Source organism: Virgibacillus sp. 6R (assembly GCF_001895305.1).
In the GTDB taxonomy this organism is placed as follows: Bacteria; Bacillota; Bacilli; order Bacillales; family Amphibacillaceae; genus Virgibacillus; species Virgibacillus pantothenticus.
Map to the genome: position 1 here is coordinate 3,008,761 of NZ_CP017762.1, position 21,973 is coordinate 3,030,733.

Sequence of the window (21,973 nt, forward strand, 5' to 3'; positions counted from 1 at the left end):
TATATAAGGTCTGTATGACTCCCACTTCAATTTGTATAGCCAAAGGTCTAAGTGGGAGATAACAGCACCTAAATGTCCTTCTCTATTCGAGCCCTTTAGATCAAGCCGTGGGGGTAGATGACAACCCCACTGATTGAAGATTTTACTTTATTAGTTGGTATACTTATTATAAGCTCCATGTCTTACAGGACCTACATATTCATTCAATTTCCAGCCATGCTTGATTGCTGCTGTTACGAAATTTTTTGCAGCTGTCACGGAATCTTTGACGGAACGCCCCTTTGCTAAATTAGCTGTAATAGCAGCAGCGAAAGTACAGCCGGCACCGTGGTTATAGCTTGTATTTATTTTATCTTCTTCTAATACTGTAAATTCTTGACCGTCATAAAAAAGATCGATGGCTTTCTCGTGATAAAAGGCTTTTCCGCCTTTAATTACAACATGTTTAGCGCCTAATTCATGAATTTTTACAGCTGCTTGTTTCATGTCGTCTAACGTTCTAATTGGGCCGGTTTGTGCTAGCTGACCAGCTTCAAACAGGTTTGGAGTGGTAATGACGGCGTGTGGAAGCAATAATTCACGCATGGCATCTGTGTTTTCTGGCTGTAGAACTTCGTCGTCACCTTTACAGACCATGACCGGGTCGAGAACGTAGTTTGATAAATGGTAGGCTTCGATTTTTTTAGCACCCAATTCTATAATATCAAAAGAACCTAGCATTCCGGTTTTCATCGCATCGACACCTACAGATAAAATGGTATCCAATTGCTTTTCAACGATCGATACATCGATCGGAGAGACATGGTGACTCCATCCATCTGGGTTCATCGTAACAATAGAAGTGAGAGCCGTCATGCCATATACATCATGCTCTTGAAATGTTTTTAAATCAGCCTGAATACCAGCGCCACCGCTAGAATCAGACCCTGCAAGTGTTAAAGTTTTTTTCATCGTCATAGCAATCGCTCCAAACGTATAAATGGTTTGTATTTCTTCTTTCTATATAGGATATAATAGAAACTCTGAGATGAAAAGCAATAGATACTAATGGAAACGGTAGTTTAAATAACCTAATATGTATTATTGGCTCTCGAAAAGGCTAGGCTAGCATATGCTATTTTCATGTTGGTTATAATTAATAAATGAAGGAGCCATGTTTGTAATATTTGTTTAGGGGAAAAATAGAATGGACTATATATTGATTATTCAAGGAGGTATGACGTAAGGACTCTGGAATATGCCTACTTGGAGAAGACGAATCGCATTAGTTATAGAACTTAAATCATTTTGTTATTCATCGTTACTTTTATCCGATATAAGTATAAGGTGCTGTAAGACTCCCGCCTCAACAAGAATTGGCAAATCCATACTACAACAAAGTCTAAGTGGGAGATAACAGCACCTAAATGCCCGATTCGTTTAGAAGCCTCTAGGTCATACCATTACGGTACTAACAATCAGTGGGAAATGAAAGAACCCCCCACTGATTAAAAAATTCATTTTATTGAATCATGTAAAAACAATAGTGTATGATGGAATTACTCATAAAATTTGGGAGAATATGGAGGAGATCGTGTGAATTCAAAACGCTGGTTTGCCATTCTTGTAGCTGTGGTTTTATTAGTTGCTTCGATCGGATTTCGATTTGTTAGCAGTTTAGCAACTACTAATTTTGCAGAAATGTTTGCTTTTCAGGATAATAAATTTGAAGAAGAAGTGATCGAAGAAGGAGTAGGTGAAAAAATTGCAGTTTTAGAACTTAACGGGATTATTCAAGATACTGCACCAACTCCATTAGTGAATACAACCTCGTACAACCATAAACGCTTTTTGGAAATGCTAAATGAAGCGGGAGAGGATACATCCGTCGATGGTATTATTCTTCACGTAAACACTCCAGGTGGCGGGGTCGTGGAAAGTGCTGAAATCCATGATAAAATTGTAGAAATTCAAGAAGAATATGAAAAGCCAATTTATGTTTCAATGGGTAATACGGCAGCCTCTGGAGGATATTACATATCAGCCCCAGCTAATAAAGTAGTCGCTCATCCTGCAACTTTAACCGGTTCAATTGGTGTAATTATGGAAGGCTATGATCTGTCTGAACTAGCAGACAAATGGGGGATTGATTTTAATACGATTAAAAGCGGAAAATATAAAGATATTATGTCATTTTCTCGGGAAATGACAGGAGAAGAGAGAGAAATTCTACAAACGATGGTTGACGATATGTACGCAGATTTTGTAGATGTTATTGTTGAAGGACGGGAAATGTCTGAATCCAAAGTAAGGGAATTAGGAGATGGCCGTGTCTATACTGGTAGCCAAGCAAAGGAAAATGGTTTAGTAGACGAGTTAGGTTCGTTAGATGATACGATTGCTTATATGACAGAGGATTACGATTTTAGCGATGTGGAAGTTGTGAAATACAATTATTCTGCTAGTCTTGATGAATTTTTTGGCATGTCAGTGCAATCTATGTTTACAAATGAAGCAGAGTTTCTCGGTATTATGGACATGGTTCGTGAATCGAACGCGCCACGTGCAATGTATTTATATTCCAATTAAGGGGGGATAAAATGAGTGAGCTTACTGCTACAGAAGCGCCTGAACTGGTGACAGATACGAGAAAATATGCTGGATTCTGGATGCGATTTTGGGCGTATCTGATTGATTTAATTGTTGTATTTAGCATTAACGGCATTCTTTTAACCCCGTTTAAATTCATCAACGATGGAGAAGTGGTGGATGTTGGCTATTGGACGTTAACGGGGATTATTGCATCGATTGTTTTTTACCTGTATTTCTTATTGATGACAAAAAAGTTTAGCCAAACTTTAGGGAAAATGATTTTAGGCATTAAAGTTGTGCGAGCGGATGGAGAGCCCTTAAGATGGAGTGATTTAATTTTCCGAGAAGTAATTGGACGATTTTTCCATCGTGCGTTTGATATTTTGGTGCTTTTGTATATCGTTGTTGCTTTTTCCAATGAAAAACAGGGTATTCATGATATGGTTAGTAATACGAGAGTCGTGTTCGTTGAATAATGTATAAGATAGGCACACAGACAGCTGATGTTTTTAAGACTTCTGTTTGTGTGTTTTTTTACAGAATAAGAAAGTATAAAATGAGGTGCTTGGAGATAACGAAATAACTGAATAGCCACGTCCTGCGCAAGCGCCCAGCAACTAGGCGACTTTAGAAAAGCTTGAAGGAGATATAGATAATCGTTTTACATAACTTGTAAGAGTCAGGTGTTAACAAAAGAGCTTCTTAGGGTTTATGCCAATTAGTGCAAATCATTTTGCTCATAAGTGAACATGTGAATAAGGCTTACGATTTATTTTAAGCCAAAAGCCAAAGAAATTCTCAATTTTGTGTGTAAATTATCAATAATAGGGAATGTAATAATGATAGAGCGATATTTTTATTTTGATGATTCGATTATAAAAATCGACTAATTTAACTTTAGGGTTGCATTAAAATTAGGATATATCATAAGCGTTATTACTATGGAGATGGTTGCAGACAAATATTTGTTTGAAGTTTGTCATACTTTTGTCATGGCTTTATTCCCTTTTTTATATGAAAATAGTTTATACTAATTATTATGTGAGTAAATCACTAATTATTAACTTTTCTTTAAAATAATGTTAAGTTGGAAAAATAAATAAGTAAATCTATAATTGATCATTACTGAACAATACGGCTGAAGCCGATAATTAGGAGGATTGCCGATTATGATGGATTTGGATCCAGTGTTAATGAGTCGATTGCTAACAACAATCACTTTAGTATTTCACATTATTTTTGCAACTTTAGGTGTCGGGGTCCCATTAATGATTTCCATCGCAGAATTTATCGGGATAAAGAAAAAAGATCCGCATTATATAATGCTTGCAAGAAGATGGGCTCGGGGATTTGTTATTCCGGTAGCGATTGGGGTAGTAACAGGAACTGCGATTGGATTGCAGTTATCTTTGTTATGGCCCGAATTTATGCAGGCCGGAGGGCATGTAATTAGCTTGCCGTTATTTATGGAAGTATTTGCTTTCTTCTTTGAAGCTATTTTCTTAGGAATATATATGTATACTTGGGATCGATTCAAAAACCAAATGATGCACTGGTGGTTATCATTACCGATCATTATTGGCGGTGCACTTTCTGCTTTCTTTATCACAACTGTTAATGCGTTTATGAATACACCGGAAGGCTTCAAAATGGGGAGCGATGGGTTTGAGGCAATAAATCCATTGGAAACGATGTTTAACCCAGCGACACCGACAAAAGTTTTTCACGTGTTAGCTTCTGCTTATTTAACAGTAGCAGCCATTTTAGCAGCCATTGCCGCGTTTGGATTATTACGGAAAAAAACAAAAACATATCATAAGAAGGCATTAAAGCTAACCGTTACGTTAACATTTATTTTTGCGATTTTTACAGCAATAGCTGGTGACTTGTCAGCTAAATTTCTCGCAGAATATCAACCGGAAAAATTGGCAGCAGCTGAATGGCATTTTGAAACAGAAAAAAATGCTGATTTAATATTATTTGGCTGGTTAAACGAGGACAATGAGCCAGAAGGTGTTATCCGTTTCCCAGGTCTACTTAGCTTTTTAGCTTTTAATGATTTTAATGGAGAAGTTATTGGTTTAGAGGAGTTTCCGGAAGAGGAACGTCCTCCACTATGGATTCACTATATGTTTGATTTAATGGTCGTTATTGGCTTTTTCCTGCTAGGTATTTCATTCCTGTATCTTCTCTTATCGAAACTAAAACGGTGGAATGAAAATAACAAATGGATGCTTTGGATGCTTGTTTTAAGTGGGCCTTTAGCTATGCTGGCGATTGAATTTGGTTGGATTTACGCGGAAGAAGGAAGACAGCCTTGGATCTTGCGTGGATATATGACAGTGGAAGATGCAGCAACGACGTCACCATATGTAGGTTGGATGTTTGTGTTGTTTTTACTCCTTTATATTGGACTTGGGGTTTTCGGGGCTGTGGTGCTTCGCAAAGTGTTTAAAAATAATCCAGTAGAGGAAGAGCTGGAGAAAAAATATCCGACCATCGAAAAGGGTGATCAATCATGAGTTATGAAATAATTGGGATCACAGTATTATGGCTCTTTTTATATGGGTATTTAATCGTTGCTTCTGTTGACTTTGGTGCAGGCTTTTATGCGTATTATGCAAAGGTGGCAAAAAAAGATCATATTATTAACCAGCTAATTTCCAGATACTTGTCTCCAGTATGGGAAGTAACCAACGTCTTCTTCGTTTTCTTTTTCGTTGGCATTGTTGGCTTCTTCCCAGATTCAGCTTATTACTATGGTACTGCGCTGCTCGTTCCAGGGAGTATTGCGATAATATTGCTGGCGATTCGTGGTTCGTTTTATGCGTTTGAAAACTATGGATCGAAAAAAAGTAATCTGTACATGTTTCTTTACGGGGCAACAGGGTTATTGATTCCAGCATCTTTATCGATTGCTTTGACGTTATCAGAAGGAGGCTTTATTTTTGAGGAAAATGGGAAGGTCTCCTTGGACTATTTCGCATTGTTTACGAGTCCTTATTCATGGAGTGTTGTGTTCCTAGCGATCGTATCGGTATTGTTTATTAGTGCATCATTTTTAACTTTTTATGCTGCAAGAGCAAATGACTTGGAAGCATTAAAGCTTGTTCGTAAATATGCGCTATTTTGGGCGACGCCGACGATTATTGCTGCATTGACAACGTTTATTGCACTAGGGCAGCATAATGAACGACATTATCAAAATATGTTTGACTACTGGTGGATGTTTGGCTTATCGGTTGGTTTCTTTTTGATTGCAATGTGGTTAATCTATGAAGGAAAACGATATGGATTGGCATTTATTAGTGTCATGTTGCAATTTTTCTTTGCCTTCTTTGGATATGGAGTAAGCCATTTTCCATATATATTGGATCCGTACATTACGGTTTATGAAAATGCTACACATGAATCAACTGGAATTGCGCTAATCATCGTATTTATTGCTGGCTTATTCCTGCTGGTTCCATCATTAATTTTATTGATGCGTCTGTTCCTGTTTGATGCAGACTATGTAAAAGGAAAAAAATAAGCATGTATTTTATGCATGGGGGCTCCGCAAGCTCTCATGCATGCCCTCCTTTGTTTAAAGTGAGGGATTTCTTGCTTTTTCGGTGCAAACTAGGTTTTATTTCATTTGCATTTTTCTGGAGGAAGCAGACTTAAAAGTTGTAGTACCTCCAAAAAATATTTTGTGTATATAATTGTAATTGAGCTCATAGGGTGAGGAGCATCTGCATGAATCATATAAAGAATTATCTTTATGCAAATAAAAAAAGCACCATATATTTACTAGTGCTGTCATTGTTAATGGGAAGTTCGATAGTGGCACAGGCTTATTTGCTTGTCACTGTCATTGATGGTGTGTTTTTACAAAAGAGCAGTTTTCAGGAAATTCTTCCATTATTAGGGGGATTATTGTTCGTTTTATTTGCCAGGAGCTTTATTCCTTTTATTAGTGGAAAAATTGGAATCCATCTAGGGTCAGAAGCAAAGAGCCATTTTCGACAGAGGCTGGTTGCTCATTTTTCTAACAACCCGGTGCAAGCTTCACTGAAAGGTCAAGCGGGTCAAAAGGTAAGTGTCATGATGGATGCGATTGATGAAGTAGATAGCTATTTTAGCAGCTATATTCCACAAGTTATTCGCTCGTCCGTTATTCCTGTGATTATCTTGATTGTCGTTTTTTTAGAGCATGTTAATTCCGGTTTGATTATGCTGATTACTTCGCCATTTATCCCTTTATTTATGGTGATTATTGGTATGCAAACGAAGAAAAAATCGGAAGAGCAAATGGAAGAGCTAGCCGCTTTTTCCGGGCGATTTCTTGATACACTACAGGGTCTTGTCACATTAAAATTGTTTGGCAAGGCGAAGCAGCAGAAACACGTGATCCAAACGAGTAGTTTGCGTTTTCGAGATGCGACAATGGAAATATTAAAAGTAGCTTTTACGTCATCGTTTATGCTTGAACTCATTTCCATGCTGGCAATCGGTTTGGTTGCTTTGGAAGTTGCATTACAATTGATTGTTTTTGATGGAATTTCCTTTTTTTCAGCTTTTTTAGTGCTTGTATTAGCTCCCGAATATTTTACGTCACTACGGGAGCTAGGAACGGCATTTCATAATGGCAAAAGCAGTATGGGAGCAGCAAAAAAAGTGGAGGAAGAATTAGCCCTGGATGAGGCATCTGCTGTTACATGGGGAGAAACACCGCTTTCTAAAAAAGAGGAACCTGTAAAGCTGGAATTACAAGGTGTCTCATTTCAATATGGTGAAGATGATTTTATGTTACACCCTATCCATACTACTTTCGCTCCCAGAACGAAAAACGCCATTGTTGGGAAAACAGGGTCAGGTAAATCCACGCTTTTGCATCTCATTGCAGGTATTATGATGCCAGATGAAGGGAGTATTCTAGTTGACGGAAAGCCTTTAACTGCCTATCAGGAAGCAGATTGGTTTTCTCAATTAGGCTATATTTCGCAACATCCGTATATATTTGCAGGTAGTATCGCCGATAATATTGCCATTGGAAATAAGCAAGAAACAACAAGAGAAGCAATAGAACATGCGGCAGAGCAAGCAGACCTTGCTGCCATGGTTGGTGAGTTAGAGAATGGGTATGATACGTATGTTGGAGAAGGTGGACGAGGGCTATCGGGAGGAGAGAAGCAACGTTTAGCTTTGGCGAGAGCATTTTTAAAACAGCCAGCGATCATCTTGTTTGATGAGCCGACGACAGGGCTTGATTTAAAAACAGAACGCATTCTTCAGGCTTCGATCGAAAAGCTAGCTAAAGGAGCGACCATTATAACTGTTGCGCATCGTCTGCACACGATAAAAGATGCTGATCGTATTTTATACCTTGATCAAGGCCGTCTGGTTGCTGAAGGAACACATGAACAGCTGATTCAACGTGTAGAAGGATACCGTAAGATGGTAATGGTACAGCGAGGAGGGCAGCGGTAATGAAAGAGCTAACCTTTGTAATGCGAATGATGATGAAGGAAAAAAAAGATATCGTACTCTCTATCGTATTCGGATTTATTGCGGGAATGGCTGCAGTACTCTTGTTTTCTGCTAGTGGATATTTGATTTCCAAAGCAGCATTTGCACCACCTTTTTACACACTGATGCTTGTCATTGCATCTGTAAAGTTATTAAGTTTTGTTCGGGCATTTAGTCGGTATGGAGAAAGATATGTGTCCCATCGTGGCACATTTACCATGCTTAGTCAATTACGGATGGCTTTTTACGAAAAGCTAGAACCGTTAGCGCCAGGAATCTTTCATAAGTATCGCAGTGGGGATTTACTGGCTCGTATTGTTGGTGATGTGGAAAGTTTGCAAAATTTCTTTTTACGTGTCGTGTATCCACCAGTAGTATTGGCACTTGTATTTATGAGTACGATCTTTTTTACGACCTTTTATTCTTTCCAAATAGCAGTCATTTTGCTGATTGGATTCTTACTGACTGCGATTGTGATCCCGGCCATTTTTGCTGTTCATCAACGGGCAATTGATAGTGAAGTCCGTATAAAAAGAGCAAGTCTTTCAACGGAAGTCACAGAGCTTTTGTATGGCTTCCGTGATTTGAAAATTTATCAACAGTTGGATGATAAAGAGCAAAAGTTGCTTCAAGCTTCCGAGTCTTACATCAAAGAGCAAGATAAAGAAGAGAGGACGACGTTGTTCAATCAGTCGTTAAATCAATTCATTTCACTGCTCGTAATGGTAGCAGTATTAGCTGCAGGTGCTTATCTGATTGGAAGAGGAGAGTTAGATGGAATTTTTCTCGCCATGCTGATTATGATTACCTTGACTGTTTTCGAAGAAGCGCCGGCAATGGCTGTGTTTCCCATCCATTTTAACGATAGTCGTCGTGCAGCAAAGCGGTTATTTTCGATTATTGATCAAAAAGAGACACCTGTTCATAAGGAAGTTTTAGTGATAGATGAAGCACCAGAGATTCAGATGGAAGATGTTACATTCACTTTTGCGACTGAAGAACGTCCAGCTGTAGAAGATGTACATGTGCATTTGCCTTCAGGGTCAAAAACAGCTTTTGTTGGCGCAAGTGGATCTGGAAAGTCAACGTTAATGCAGCTTATGCTACAGTTAATCACACCGAATCAGGGAAAGATAACAATAAGTGGAACTGAAATGGCAAGCGTGCAACAGGAAAGCATTTGGAAAGCAGCGAATGTTGTCTTACAAGAAAACCATTTCTTTTATGGAACCATTCGTGACAACTTATTATTGGCAAATGATACAGTTGCAGACGCAGAATTACAGGTTACGCTTAGAAAAGTTCAATTGGAGCATTTTCATTTGGATGATAGGGTATACGAACGAGGAGAAAATCTGTCCGGCGGGGAAAAGCAGCGCCTTGCTATGGCTCGGGCGATGTTAAAAGGCGGCAAGCTTTGGCTCTTAGATGAGCCTACATCCTCTCTAGATGCCGTTACAGAACAAATTGTTTATGAACACGTATTTAGGCAAGCAGCAGATGATACGCTTGTGCTAATTAGTCACCGTCTGGCAGGATTGGAAAAAATGGATCAAATTATTGTAATGGACGAGGGCAAAATCGTAGAAACTGGTACATTTGCAGCATTGATGGAAAAACAAGGTTACTTTTATGAAATGAAGAAGCTGGAAAATAATTTGTTATAAATAGAACAAAGGTCGGGGTGCCCGTTTAGCAACGTAGCGAATGGAACGAATCAACTGAGATAAATTTGCGATCCATTAAAATATCCTGGCTGCTCTCTATGAGCTTTTGAAAATAATAGATAAGCCTGCATATTTTTTGTGTAACGTTATATTAATTGCTCCTTTCGTAATGTAGTACTGATTTGTGTATGGACTAGTTAACCTACGAAGTTACGATTAAGGAGCCTCTTTTCGTTCATAATTACTTTTTATCCCGTATATAAGGTTGCTGTAAGACTCCCACCTCAGGAGTTGGATAATTTGTGTACTGCACAAGTCTAAGTGGGGGATAGCAGCACCTAAATGCCCGATTCGTTCATCTTACAATCAGTGAGGGACGAATGAAATCCCCCACTGATGGAAGATTCACTTTATCATGCATTACTGTCCTCAGGTTCATGGTGCACTTTTTTCATTATCATAAACGATATCTTTGTTCCTTTTCCGACTGTACTATCGATATGCAATCCCTCGTTGAAGAAGCGTTTTAAACGTAAGTCTGTATTGACGATCCCAACTCCTGACTTGCTTGCGGATTGTTTTGACAATATGTGCTGTAAAGTTTCTTCATCTATTCCAACGCCATCGTCTTCTACAGATATTTCTGCATGCGTTGCATAGTCCTCAACACGAATAATGATTTTACCACCTTGAACCCGATTCATAATACCATGTCGAATAGAATTTTCAACTAAAGGTTGGATAGAAAGAAACGGGACTTTCAGTTCATCACATATCTCTGTATCTATTTCCCATACAACCTGCAGGCGATCTGTAAATCTTACTTGTTCGATATAGAGATAAGAACGGACCATATTCAATTCTTCTTCCAGAGGAATTAATTCATTCATGTTTTTAAATTTAAACTTATTTCTTAGAAAATAACTAAATTCATTCAGTAACTCCTGCATTTTTTCTAGGTCGATGACACTTAAGCTCGCAATTGCATTTAATGTATTAAATAAAAAATGTGGCTGAATTTGTGCCTGTAACCAAGCAGTTTCTAATTGCAATTGCTCCTGAACCGCTTGTTTGATGGTAGTTAAGGCCTCAATTCTTGACCTGATCTCCATCGCTTCAACTGGCTTTGTTACATAGTCATTTGCTCCAGCTAAAAAACCGCTACGAATATCATAGCTCTCACTTCTCGCTGTAAGTAATAAAATAGGCAGTTCTGTTAAGGAAAATTGTTTTCGGATCGTCTCCGTGAGTTCATACCCGGACATCTGTGGCATCATCACATCGGAAATAACTAAGTCCCATTCTTTTTTGTTCAAAATAGTAAGTGCGTTATGTCCACTCGTTACCGTCGTAATATTATATTCCTCGGGACGAAGGATTGTTTTCATGACTTCCAAATTAACCGGATCATCATCTACAATTAATATGTTGGGTCGTTTAGCAGTTTTGTTAACTTTGATGCCATGTTCGTCTTGTAGTGACGTTTCCGTTTGTTCGGTATCGGTTAAGGTTATCGATCGGTTCCGCTGAATGGGTTCTTCATGTAGAGGCTGATCGTATAAATGGGAAGTTATCTCATTTTTATTTGCTAATTCTAAGGAAAAAGTAAATGTCGATCCTTCACCTTGAGTAGAAGCCACTTCTAATGTACCGCCGTGCAATTCTGCTAATTGTTTACTTATGCTAAGTCCTAAGCCAAACCCGCCTTCTATCATTGTTTCTTTCGCATTTGCTTGCTCATATGGTTGAAACAGTCGATGAAGCATATCTTTGTCCATGCCAATCCCTGTATCACTGATTGTGATAAACGCTTGATTATTTTGGACGAAAGCGTCTATCGTAACTTGCCCTTCATTTGTATATTTTACAGCATTATGAAGTAAATTAAAGACAATTTGAATGACGCGGTTTTCATCAGCAAATACTGGTGGAAATTCATTCGGTATTTGATTGACGATCGTAATTGGTTTTCCTTCTACAGTGAATTTTAGCATGTCAATGACTCCTGTAATAATAGAACCAATCGCAATAGATTTTTTCTGCAAACGAGGGCTTCCTTGCTGGAGACTCGTTACATCTAATAAATCATTTAGTATGAAGCTCATCCTGCGTCCAACAGATAAAATAGTTTCCAATTCCCGCACACTTCTTTGTTGTAGTGAAGCTTGCTCCCTTTCTAAGACTGCTTGTGACATATTCAAGATACCGTGCAACGGATTTTTAAATTCATGAGATGTGTTAGCTAAAAATTGATCCTTATGGTTATTCATTCGCTGTAACGTGGAGGCAAGCTCTTTCGTATCCGCATGCATGTTAAAATAATCTTTAAACCACACCGCAGCAAAACACCCTATGGCAATAAACAAATCAAACGGATAATGTGGCACCGAGACGCCGCTTTCTCTCCAAGTGATGGCCCATGTAAAATGGTGAATTAACGCCGTGAGAGAAAAGAGTAGTAACAAATTTACTCTTGGATATTTCATAAATTGCTTCCAAATCGCAATGATGGAGACGATGGTGGATGTTCCAACTAATAGGAAATAGACTGGAAAGATCATGATGATTTGCGTTACGTTTAAAAATAATGTTATTCCAGCAGTACCCAACACGATCATGAAGTACACAGGATAAATTCGCTTCCAATACCGAAGCGTTTGGTGATTTGTACATTGTAGCAAAGCAAAAAATGCAATTAGTAATAAGAAGTTTGCCAAGCGAAAATCCCATTTATGACCCATATAAACTAATTGGTGGAATAGCTTTTCGTCATTGCTTAATAGGCTTCCTCCCACTGCACTAAACAACAGAATCGAAAAGAATAGTAACTTCTTTTCTCTATTACCAAGAAAATACAATAAGAGAGCATAGAGTGCATGGACAAGAAACACAATGGTAGTTGCAACTTGCATTGTATAGGAAAATCTTATGTCTTTAATAATGGCATTTTCTGAACCGAATTTGACCGAGCGAACAATCCCACTACTACGACTATCCACAAAATTTGCTGCTTGTATCCAAATGTCAATGACCCCGTTTTTGTCAGCTGTAAAAGTGGTGGAGTAAGGCAAGTTTTTTGGACTGTATGCTTCTTTATTTTTTGCTACCTGCCCAGATCCGTCCAAAAGGCGCCCATTGACATATACACTGGACGCACTGCGTATACTTAATATCCGTATACTGTAATTTACTTCTTGGTCAGGGTCGACTAGAATTTGTAACCGATACGAACCAAAGCCGTATGGAGAATGTAAGATTTTGTTCCATTCACCAGGAACTTCAATAGATTCTGGAGATTTGGTTGTTTGTGGGGAGTTTGCCCCTGTTAATAGTGCTGATGGGTAAAAATCCCATTCGCCATCTAATAAGAGAACTTCATCATCGTTCACGCTCCAATCTCGCAAATCTATTTGTCCATTTTTAAAAGGTGGTTGCTCTTGTGATTGAAAAGATGTCATCCATAAAATTCGTGAACTTGACAATATAATTAAAAATAAAACGATGATAATAAAAAAATGCCTTTTTCTTGTGAGAAAAGGCGCTGATTTAGTAGTCAAAGCGTATTCTCCTTTTATAGACAGAAATCGAAAGATAAATGCGAGATAATAGTAAAAATTGGAAAATAACGGTGCTCTCATGTAGCGGATAGTGCTACAACTAGAAATAGGTCATGATGAAAACGGATATGACTTTACACCGTTCTATTAAAGTAGAGCAATCCAACATCTATTATAGCTGTAATTCCAAGATTATTCATCGGTTTATTTTTTATTACTCGTTTTTGATGGGAAGTAGAATGGAGTTTTTCTAACGTTTACGTTAAGTTCATTTAATTTCATTTCATAAATAAAGCAATGCTTTTATTGGTATCCATTATATCGCTTGTTTTTATATATAGGCTAAAAGGTGATAATGGATTGAAAAAGCGATGTTTTATCTTTTACTTTGATTCCGAGAACCCAGATATGGATATTATGCCAGGGAGATCTTCATTTGGACCCTGGCACACTATAGTAGGAAAGAGCGACGAGTATTTCTTCTCTGCCTGCTGCTGTAATGATGGCTATTGTTCAAGAGATGAATGTTTATACATAGGATACCCTGTCCATTTGATATCTTTGCCGATAGTTTCAATCGTAATGTCCGTAAGTTCAATTGCTTCTTCCATTGTTTTTGCTCCAGTACCCTCTAAAAATGTAGGGGCTTCTTTTCCACCGATGAGCTTTGGAGCCATGTATAAGATCAGCTTATCAATAAGTTGCTGCTCTAGGAAAGCAGCGTTTACTGCTCCTCCTGCTTCCAAGAGTAGTGAAGAAATCCCTTGCTCCCCTAAATATGCTACTACTTCTTGAGGGTTTACCATATGTGAGTTGGCTGTTACGATAATCCTTATCCCCAATGCTTCTAACGCTGTTCGTTTTTCTTCATCATGATTCGTCGTTGTGAAAATCCAAGTCTCTGCTTGCTGATCTTGAATCAGCTGATAATGAAGGGGAATTTTTAATGTTGAATCCATCACGATACGAAGCGGATTGCGTCCATTTGGAATACGTGCCGTAAGTGCCGGATTGTCCTTTAAAACCGTATTAATTCCCGTTAAAATCCCCATATGTTGATGACGTAATTGATGAACGTCTCTCCTTGCTTCTTTAGATGTAATCCATTTACTGTGAGCGGTATGTGTAGCTACTTTCCCATCCATCGTAATTCCTGTTTTTAATGTAATAAATGGTCTTTGATGTACAATAAATGTATGAAACACCTCATTCATTTTACGCGCCTTTTCTTCACAAATACCTACTTCTACATCAATGCCGGCATTTTTTAGAATTGCAACACCGTTACCAGAAACGATTGGATTCGGATCTAACGTGGCGATTACTACTTTTTCAATACCGGCATGAACGATCGCTTCTGCACAAGGACCTGTTCTACCGTAATGGGAGCAAGGCTCTAATGTGACGTATAAAGTTCCTCCACGAGCTTGTTCCCCTGCTATTCGTAATGCGTGAATCTCTGCATGCGGTTCTCCGGCTTGCAAATGTGTACCAATTCCGACAATACGGTTATGATTAACAATGACACACCCGACTAATGGATTTGGATCAGTTTGTCCTTTCATTGCACGAGCATGATTTAAAGCTATGTTCATATAAAAATCATGTGTAGTCATTGTAATAAAGCTCCTTCTGGCTGGAAATGTCCAGATTTGGTTACTTTCGTTTGCAAGTATTTACGGTTGTATTCGGAAACGTCTCCCCATAAAGGAGTTCGTCCATTTATAGAAATTCCAGCATCTTTAAAAGCGACTAGTTTTTCCGGATTGTTGGTAATGACTGTTACAGGTTTCTGGCGTAATTTCTTTAGTACATGAAGTGCGTTCTGATAATTTCTAGAATCGTTTACGAAACCTAACCTTTCATTTGCTTCGACAGTATCATAACCATTTTCTTGAAGGATGTAGGCCATTGCCTTACTAAATAACCCAATCCCTCTACCTTCGTGATTCGCTAAATAAAATAGAGCGCCTGAGCCGTTCTCTTTAATGCGTTCCATTGCTTCTCGCAATTGAAAACCGCAATCGCATCGCTTGCTGCCAAAAATATCACCTGTATGACAAATGGAGTGCATCCTTACAAGGGCATGATCTGCAGTGGCAAAATCGCCATAAACTAAAACACTGGATTGCTGATATTCTGCTAAGTTTGCGGAAGACAACTTTGCAATAATTGCTTCATAATCTTCTGTAACTTCTTCATAGTTCCACCAACAATACCAGTGGAACAAGGTTGTTTTCCCGCCTAAGTTAACAGGTAGCTGAATGGGACCAACTAAATATATGGAATCATATTCAGTGTCAATCCGTTGTATTTTATCTTGCAAAATAGACAAAACTTGAGGATCTAACTTTATTTGTTGCTCCATTTTGTAATCTCCCTTCATATGTTCTAAGTATAATGAAAAAAATAAGGAGCATCAATCGTTCGGTTTATTTTAAAAGATGGGAAGTATAAAATGAGGTGCTTGTGGGTAGCGAAATAACCGACTAGTCACGTCCGGCTCATGAGCCCAGCAACGATGCAACTTTAGAAATGCCCCTACGATAAGTCCTATCGGTTCGTCGCAAAGTAATGATAAGTGAGGGAATTTACGCTTCATCGCTGGAAGGATTGAACATAAGAATGGGGATTTATAGAAGATGGTCATCGTCGTTTAGGATTTGTACATGTTCACGTACTATTCATGTTCAAGCTGGAAAGTGGCTAAAGCCTGATAAGTCACTGATCGAAACGGGCGGGGCGTTCGCCAAACTGAAAAAATGGCTCATCGAAGCGAGAAAGTCGTACAGTACCACTCACAACCTTTGTAAGCGTAATACTCATACACGCGCTGAAAATTTCACATAAAAAGCAGGAGAGCAACCCACATACTTGGTTATTGCTCTTCTGCTTTTCCACTATCGCCAGCAATGCCATAAAATACAAGCTTGGTAAAGTCTTCTGTGATAGGAAAAATATGCTGATATATTTCTTCTCGTTGAAATGCCTCCTGAAAAATTTGCAAATACATAAATATTGCTTCGTTGGATATTTGGGGATCAATATAGCCTAGTTTTTTTCCTTCTTCAAAGAAACCCATCATCATCGGAACTGCTTTTTTAGCGTATACTTCCTGAATATAGCTAGCTTTACTGGTGTATTTTTCCATAAGTGTTTGGTAAAAGTTTTCGTTTATTTGTTTTGCTGTTTCGCTCTTAATAAAAATAATCGCTTTAATTTTCTCGGGGAAGGTTTGATTACTATTTATTAACTGTTCAAAATTTGCTAGCTCGCGGTCAATATAATATTTAATAACTTCATCGATAAGGTTGTCTTTGCTAACAAAATAATTATAAATGGTAACTTGAGAAACATTTGCTTCGGTAGCAATTTCTTTCATGGATACTTTTTGTACGCCATAATCCATAAATAGATCCAGTGCTGCTTGTAAAATTTGCGTCTTTTTCATTTCACGTCTTCTTTGAAAACCATCCAATGTATTTCACCTCAACCCTAGTTTAATAAAAAATATGTAGTAAAACAATTAAAATATTTCAAATCATATTGCGTAAAGATGGTAAATTATATAATATGAAATATATAGATTAAAATATTTCATAATTAAATAGTTGTATTACTGTGGGAGCCTTTAAAGAGGAGGATGAAAAATGACCGTATTACAAACGAAAGACTTAACAAAGCGGTTTGGGAAATTTACAGCATTAAATCAAGTAAGTATCGAGGTAAATGAAGGAGAGGTATTTGGCTTTATCGGACCAAATGGGGCTGGAAAATCAACGACAATTCGCGTTCTTTTAGGGATTTTAAAAGCGACTAGTGGGGATGTACGGATTTTTGGAAAGGATGCCTGGCAGGATGCGGTTGCAATCCATCAGCGAACAGCTTATGTGCCAGGGGATGTTCATCTTTGGCCGAATTTAACTGGCGGTGAAGTAATTGATTTGTTTATTCAATTACGTGGCGGTATCAACAATCATCGCAAAGAGGAGCTTATACAGCGTTTTGAATTAGATCCTACGAAGAAATGCCGTACCTATTCAAAGGGAAATCGGCAGAAAGTTGCTTTAATTGCTGCGTTTTCCTTAGAGGCAGACTTATATATATTAGATGAACCCACATCTGGACTTGATCCGTTAATGGAGAAAGTATTTCAAACTTGTGTAATGGAAGCGAAAGAAGCAGGAAAAAGTGTCCTATTATCGAGCCATATATTATCTGAAGTGGAGAAGCTATGTGATCGAGTTGGGATTATTAGGCAGGGTGAAATAATAGAAACAGGTTCTCTCCGTGATATGCGCCACTTAACGAGGACGAATTTAGTAGTGGAAACGAAAGAACCGATCAGCAAGCTAGATGAGCAAAAAGGAGTCCATGAGATAAAAAGGGACGGAGCGGAAGTCTCATTCCAGGTGGATACAGAAAATTTGGATCAAATTATTCGCTATGTAAGCACGTTTGGAGTTGTCAAGTTGGAAAGCGCTCCGCCTACTTTAGAAGACTTGTTTATGCGCCATTATGAAGGGCAATGAAAGGAGTGACAACATGACTGGTTTATTATTTAAAAACACGGGAAGGCTGTTGCGCTTTCTTGCTAGACAAAATCGATTACGAATGTCAGTTTGGATCGTATTTGTTGTTGCTATAACGTTGGTTATTGCTGTATCTTTTACGGATTTATATGATAACAAGGCGGAGAGACAGGCAATTGCCGAGACCATGCACAATCCAGCTTTGACGGCGATGGTTGGAAAAGGATATGGATTAAATGATTATACATTTGGGGCAATGATGGCTCACCAAATGCTTTTATTTACAGCAATCGTCGTAGCTATTATGAGTATATTATTAGTGACGCGCCATACACGAGCAGAAGAAGAGGACGGACGAATGGAGCTAATGAGATCGTTGCCTACAGGTCGCTTATCTAATCTTATGGCTGTAATGAACCTAGCTTTTTTTACGAATCTACTACTAGCCTTACTCACAGGTATAGGACTGTTTGCGCTTGGTATTGAGAGTATGGATTTAGAAGGTTCGCTATTATATGGAGCTTCGCTTGGTGCAATTGGATATTTTTTTGCTGCTGTGACAGCAGTATTTGCTCAATTATCTGAAAGTTCGCGAGGGGCTAACGGATTAGCATTTTTAGCTTTAGGTATTGCCTACATGATTCGTGCTATGGGCGATGTTAGCAATGAAGCACTGTCTTGGTTTTCTCCTTTAGGTTGGATTTTAGGTGGAGAAGTGTATGTAACGAATTATTGGTGGCCGATGCTGTTAACTTTTTTGGTATCACTCCTGATTTGGCTGCTTGCTTTCTACTTAAATCATATGAGGGATATGGGGGCTGGCTTTCTGACGTCAAGACCTGGTAAAAAGCGGGCATCCAAATTTTTAACTACACCTGTAGGTTTACTTTTTCGCATCCAGCGCACGACAATCATCGCATGGGCAATCGGTTTGCTTGTTCTTGGCGCATCCTATGGATCGGTACTAGGTGATTTAGAATCTTTTTTTGCTGATGTGGATATCATGCAAGATATGTTAACGCCTGTTGCAGGATATACGTTAACCGAACAATTTATTGCTATGCTTATGAGTATTATGGCAATGTTCAGTACGATTCCTGTATTAATGGCAATGTTAAAGGTTGTTGGTGAGGAGAAAAAACATCGTATTGAGCATTTTTTTAGTCGTGCTGTATCTCGTCACAGGTTGTTAGGGAGTACGCTAGTTATTGCATTTATCGTAGCTTTCGTTATGCTATCTCTTACTGCAATTGGTTTATGGAGTGCTGGAACAGCAGTTATAGAAGGTGGACTGGAGTTTACTGTCGTGTATAAAGCAGCACTTGTATATGTACCTGCAGTATGGGTCATGCTTGGGATTACGATCACATTGATCGGAGTTTCTGGTAAATTTACAAATTGGATTTGGGGTTATTTGATCTATTCATTTATCGTTGTCTATTTAGGAAATCTAATCCGATTTCCAGAATGGATGATAAAACTGTCTCCATACGGGCACATACCACAATTACCAATTGAAGACATGAACTGGGACGTAGCTTTGATTCTAACTGCGATTGCTGTCGGCTTTACATGGATTGGATTTATCGGGTATAGAAATCGTGATATGGAAGGGTAGTAATGCATAAGCAACCCCCTTTTGGATAGAGGCCACTGTAAATCTAAATTTTTCAGTGGTCTTAGTAAAATTTTCAGGGAGAAGACGATGTAATATTGAAAGCTACCTTCGTTTTAAGTTCGCGCGTCGAAGTAAGGAAGTTGTGCATCAAAGTATAAAAGGTGCTCGTCCAAGTAAGGGAGTCGTGCGCCAAACCATAAAGGTCGTGCCTTATCTTTTTTTTCCACTGTAGTTGACATTGGGACTTGCTATTACAAACCAAACAAAGCTTGGAGCCAATTATTCACATATTCCGTGAAAAACAAGAGTATATTAGCTGCCGAACTAATCATAAAACAGCTTACAATTTTTTAATGCATACGTAAGAAAAATTACTATTGCTTATGACGTTAAGTCATAGGATATACTATCAATGGGATAGCTTAAAAGCATACAATTAATTGGTTTCCTCGTATTCAAAAATGTACTTGTACAGTAGGTCACAGGTAAATAAGCCGATAATAAGTGCAGTTTATATCCACCATTTTTCTTTTCCTTTATAATGAATAGAAAGAGGCAACTAAGTTGGAGGTAGTGTTATTTTATGGAAAATAATAAACACAGTTTTAAACCTTTTATATCATTAATTCGATCGACCAATATACCGAAGTGGGCGCTTATTATTGGGCTGGTAGGAAGTGTTATTACAACTATCGTTGGTCTGAGCATCCCATTGCTGACGAGAGAACTCGTTGATGGCTTTTCAATAGCCTCTTTAAGCTGGACGCTAGTAGCTGTGATCGGCATTGTATTTATTTTGCAAGCCCTAATTGATGGTGTCTCTACATACTTATTAGCTTCAGTTGGGCAAAAAATCGTTGCGCGGCTACGTGAGCGAATGTGGTTAAAGCTTATTCGTTTGCCAGTTAGCTATTTTGATCAGACGAGTAGTGGCGAATCAGTCAGTCGTGTTGTCAACGATACTGGGATTGTAAAAGACCTTATTTCACAGCATTTTCCACAATTTATCAGTGGGATTATTTCCATTATCGGCGCCGTAACGATATTGCTGATTATGGATTGGAAAATGACGCTCATGATGCTTATTTCCGTGCCTGTAACTATCATCTTAATGGTTCCACTTGGGAGGAAAATGGCTTCCATTTCGCGTAGTTTGCAGGATGAAACGGCAACTTTTACAGGTGGCATTCAACAAACATTAAGTGAAATTCGACTCATGAAAGCTTCAACTGCAGAATCATATGAAGCTAAAAAAGGCACGAAAGGGGTAGGAAAGCTTCTTGCACTTGGCTTAAAAGAATCAAAAATCTTCGCTTTAATCGGTCCAATTATGTATTTCATCGTTATGGCGGTAGTCGTGGTAATTATCGGTTACGGGGGGATTCGCGTAGCGAATGGAACGATGTCAACAGGTTCATTAGTCGCATTTCTGCTCTATCTTTTTCAAATTGTCATGCCGATTACGTCGTTTGCTATGTTTTTTACCCAATTGCAAAAAGCAAAAGGAGCAACAGAAAGAATTATTTCTATCCTGCATTTGCCTGAAGAAGCTGGACAGAAGGGTATTCGTAAGCAAATTTCAGAGCAGCCAATTTATGTGCAGCATGTTTCCTTTGCTTATGAGGAGAACGAACAGGTATTAGAAGACATATCGTTTACCGCTAAACCAGGTGAAATGATTGCCTTTGCTGGACCTAGTGGCGGGGGGAAAACGACTTTATTTGGTTTGTTGGAAAGGTTTTATCAACCTACGTCCGGAGATATTTTAATTGGTGATCAATCGATTCAAGCAATTTCACTTAAAGATTGGCGCAGGCAAATAGGCTATGTTTCTCAAGAGAGTGCAATGATGGCAGGGACCATTCGTGAAAATTTGACCTACGGATTAGCGGAGGTTGATGATATTTCAGATGATCAGCTATGGGCGGTTGCAAAAATGGCGTATGCTGCTGAGTTTATTGCTGAATTTCCTGATCAATTAGATACGAAAGTAGGAGAAAGAGGGATTAAATTATCTGGTGGGCAACGACAGCGGATTAATATTGCTCGAGCTTTTTTAAGAGATCCGCGAATTTTGATGATGGATGAGGCGACTGCAAGCTTAGACAGTCAATCAGAAAAAATAGTACAACAAGCCTTAACAAAATTAATGCATGGAAGAACAACCTTTGTCATCGCGCATCGATTAGCAACTATTGTGCACGCAGATAAAATTATTTTTATTGAAAATGGTAAAGTAACAGGCATAGGAAAACATGAAGAGTTACTTGAGCAGCATGCTTTATATCGTGAATTTGCCGAACAGCAACTGACCAATGGTGGAGGTAATGAGCAATGATTGCTTCGGGACTGCCGTACTGAGTAACATAATGGATTTGATACGTATGAAAAATGGCTAGGACAAAAGTATAGTAGTCTAAGAAGGATCCGAACTTTAGAATTTGAATTAGTTCGGATTTTTTCTATTTAAATGTACATATATGATGCAATCATTCGCCATTGAAGCTGACCATTTAG

General features: G+C 38.5%; 14 protein-coding genes. 9 read left to right on the forward strand and 5 right to left on the reverse strand.

Annotated features, from left to right (window positions below; all coding sequences use genetic code 11):
* Nucleotides 1-150: 150 nt before the first annotated feature.
* A complete protein-coding gene (gene pdxK, locus BKP57_RS13845; protein ID WP_072741759.1) occupies nucleotides 151-957 on the reverse strand; it encodes a pyridoxine/pyridoxal/pyridoxamine kinase in 807 nt (268 codons plus the stop codon).
* A 618-nt stretch (nucleotides 958-1,575) separates the two neighbouring features.
* Here pdxK and sppA point away from each other — a divergent pair.
* The 6 genes from sppA (at nucleotide 1,576) to cydC (ending at nucleotide 9,749) form a co-directional block, all read left to right on the forward strand.
* Entirely contained in the window at nucleotides 1,576-2,568 is a 993-nt protein-coding gene (gene sppA / locus BKP57_RS13850) for a signal peptide peptidase SppA (RefSeq protein ID WP_050351511.1), read from the forward strand.
* A gap of 11 nt (nucleotides 2,569-2,579) precedes the next feature.
* Complete coding sequence (locus tag BKP57_RS13855; protein WP_050351510.1) at nucleotides 2,580-3,047, forward strand: RDD family protein; 468 nt, start codon at nucleotides 2,580-2,582, stop codon at nucleotides 3,045-3,047.
* Nucleotides 3,048-3,740: 693 nt separating this feature from the next.
* Nucleotides 3,741-5,093, forward strand: coding sequence for a cytochrome ubiquinol oxidase subunit I (locus tag BKP57_RS13860; protein ID WP_050351509.1), 1,353 nt, complete (start codon nucleotides 3,741-3,743; stop codon nucleotides 5,091-5,093).
* On the forward strand, nucleotides 5,090-6,103 hold the full coding sequence (locus BKP57_RS13865) for a cytochrome d ubiquinol oxidase subunit II (RefSeq protein WP_175609419.1): 1,014 nt from the start codon (nucleotides 5,090-5,092) through the stop codon (nucleotides 6,101-6,103). The genes BKP57_RS13860 and BKP57_RS13865 overlap by 4 nt, the downstream gene beginning before the upstream one ends.
* Nucleotides 6,104-6,309: 206 nt before the next feature.
* A complete protein-coding gene (cydD, locus tag BKP57_RS13870) occupies nucleotides 6,310-8,043 on the forward strand; it encodes a thiol reductant ABC exporter subunit CydD (protein WP_050351507.1) in 1,734 nt (577 codons plus the stop codon).
* Entirely contained in the window at nucleotides 8,043-9,749 is a 1,707-nt protein-coding gene (cydC, locus tag BKP57_RS13875; protein ID WP_050351506.1) for a thiol reductant ABC exporter subunit CydC, read from the forward strand. Before cydD ends, cydC begins: the two co-directional genes overlap by 1 nt.
* A gap of 413 nt (nucleotides 9,750-10,162) precedes the next feature.
* Here cydC and BKP57_RS13880 read toward each other — a convergent pair whose 3' ends face one another.
* From BKP57_RS13880 to BKP57_RS13895, 4 genes are all read right to left on the reverse strand, one after another.
* Nucleotides 10,163-13,306, reverse strand: a complete 3,144-nt coding sequence (locus BKP57_RS13880) for an ATP-binding response regulator (protein WP_050351505.1) — start codon at nucleotides 13,304-13,306, stop codon at nucleotides 10,163-10,165.
* A gap of 506 nt (nucleotides 13,307-13,812) precedes the next feature.
* Nucleotides 13,813-14,922 carry a bifunctional diaminohydroxyphosphoribosylaminopyrimidine deaminase/5-amino-6-(5-phosphoribosylamino)uracil reductase RibD gene (ribD, locus tag BKP57_RS13885; protein WP_072741760.1) on the reverse strand — a complete coding sequence of 370 codons (1,110 nt, stop codon included), beginning with the start codon at nucleotides 14,920-14,922 and terminating at the stop codon, nucleotides 13,813-13,815.
* Nucleotides 14,919-15,674, reverse strand: a complete 756-nt coding sequence (locus tag BKP57_RS13890; RefSeq protein WP_050351503.1) for a GTP cyclohydrolase II — start codon at nucleotides 15,672-15,674, stop codon at nucleotides 14,919-14,921. Before BKP57_RS13890 ends, ribD begins: the two co-directional genes overlap by 4 nt.
* Nucleotides 15,675-16,184: 510 nt before the next feature.
* Nucleotides 16,185-16,757 carry a TetR/AcrR family transcriptional regulator gene (locus tag BKP57_RS13895; RefSeq protein ID WP_232231168.1) on the reverse strand — a complete coding sequence of 191 codons (573 nt, stop codon included), beginning with the start codon at nucleotides 16,755-16,757 and terminating at the stop codon, nucleotides 16,185-16,187.
* Nucleotides 16,758-16,956: 199 nt separating this feature from the next.
* Here BKP57_RS13895 and BKP57_RS13900 point away from each other — a divergent pair, with 199 nt between their 5' ends.
* The 3 genes from BKP57_RS13900 (at nucleotide 16,957) to BKP57_RS13910 (ending at nucleotide 21,794) form a co-directional block, all read left to right on the forward strand.
* Nucleotides 16,957-17,838 carry an ABC transporter ATP-binding protein gene (locus BKP57_RS13900; RefSeq protein WP_050351501.1) on the forward strand — a complete coding sequence of 294 codons (882 nt, stop codon included), beginning with the start codon at nucleotides 16,957-16,959 and terminating at the stop codon, nucleotides 17,836-17,838.
* A gap of 13 nt (nucleotides 17,839-17,851) precedes the next feature.
* Nucleotides 17,852-19,456, forward strand: a complete 1,605-nt coding sequence (locus tag BKP57_RS13905) for an ABC transporter permease (RefSeq protein WP_050351500.1) — start codon at nucleotides 17,852-17,854, stop codon at nucleotides 19,454-19,456.
* 583 nt (nucleotides 19,457-20,039) lie between these two features.
* Nucleotides 20,040-21,794 (forward strand): ABC transporter ATP-binding protein, encoded by a 1,755-nt coding sequence (locus BKP57_RS13910; protein ID WP_050351499.1) that lies wholly within the window; start codon nucleotides 20,040-20,042, stop codon nucleotides 21,792-21,794.
* Nucleotides 21,795-21,973: the final 179 nt, after the last annotated feature.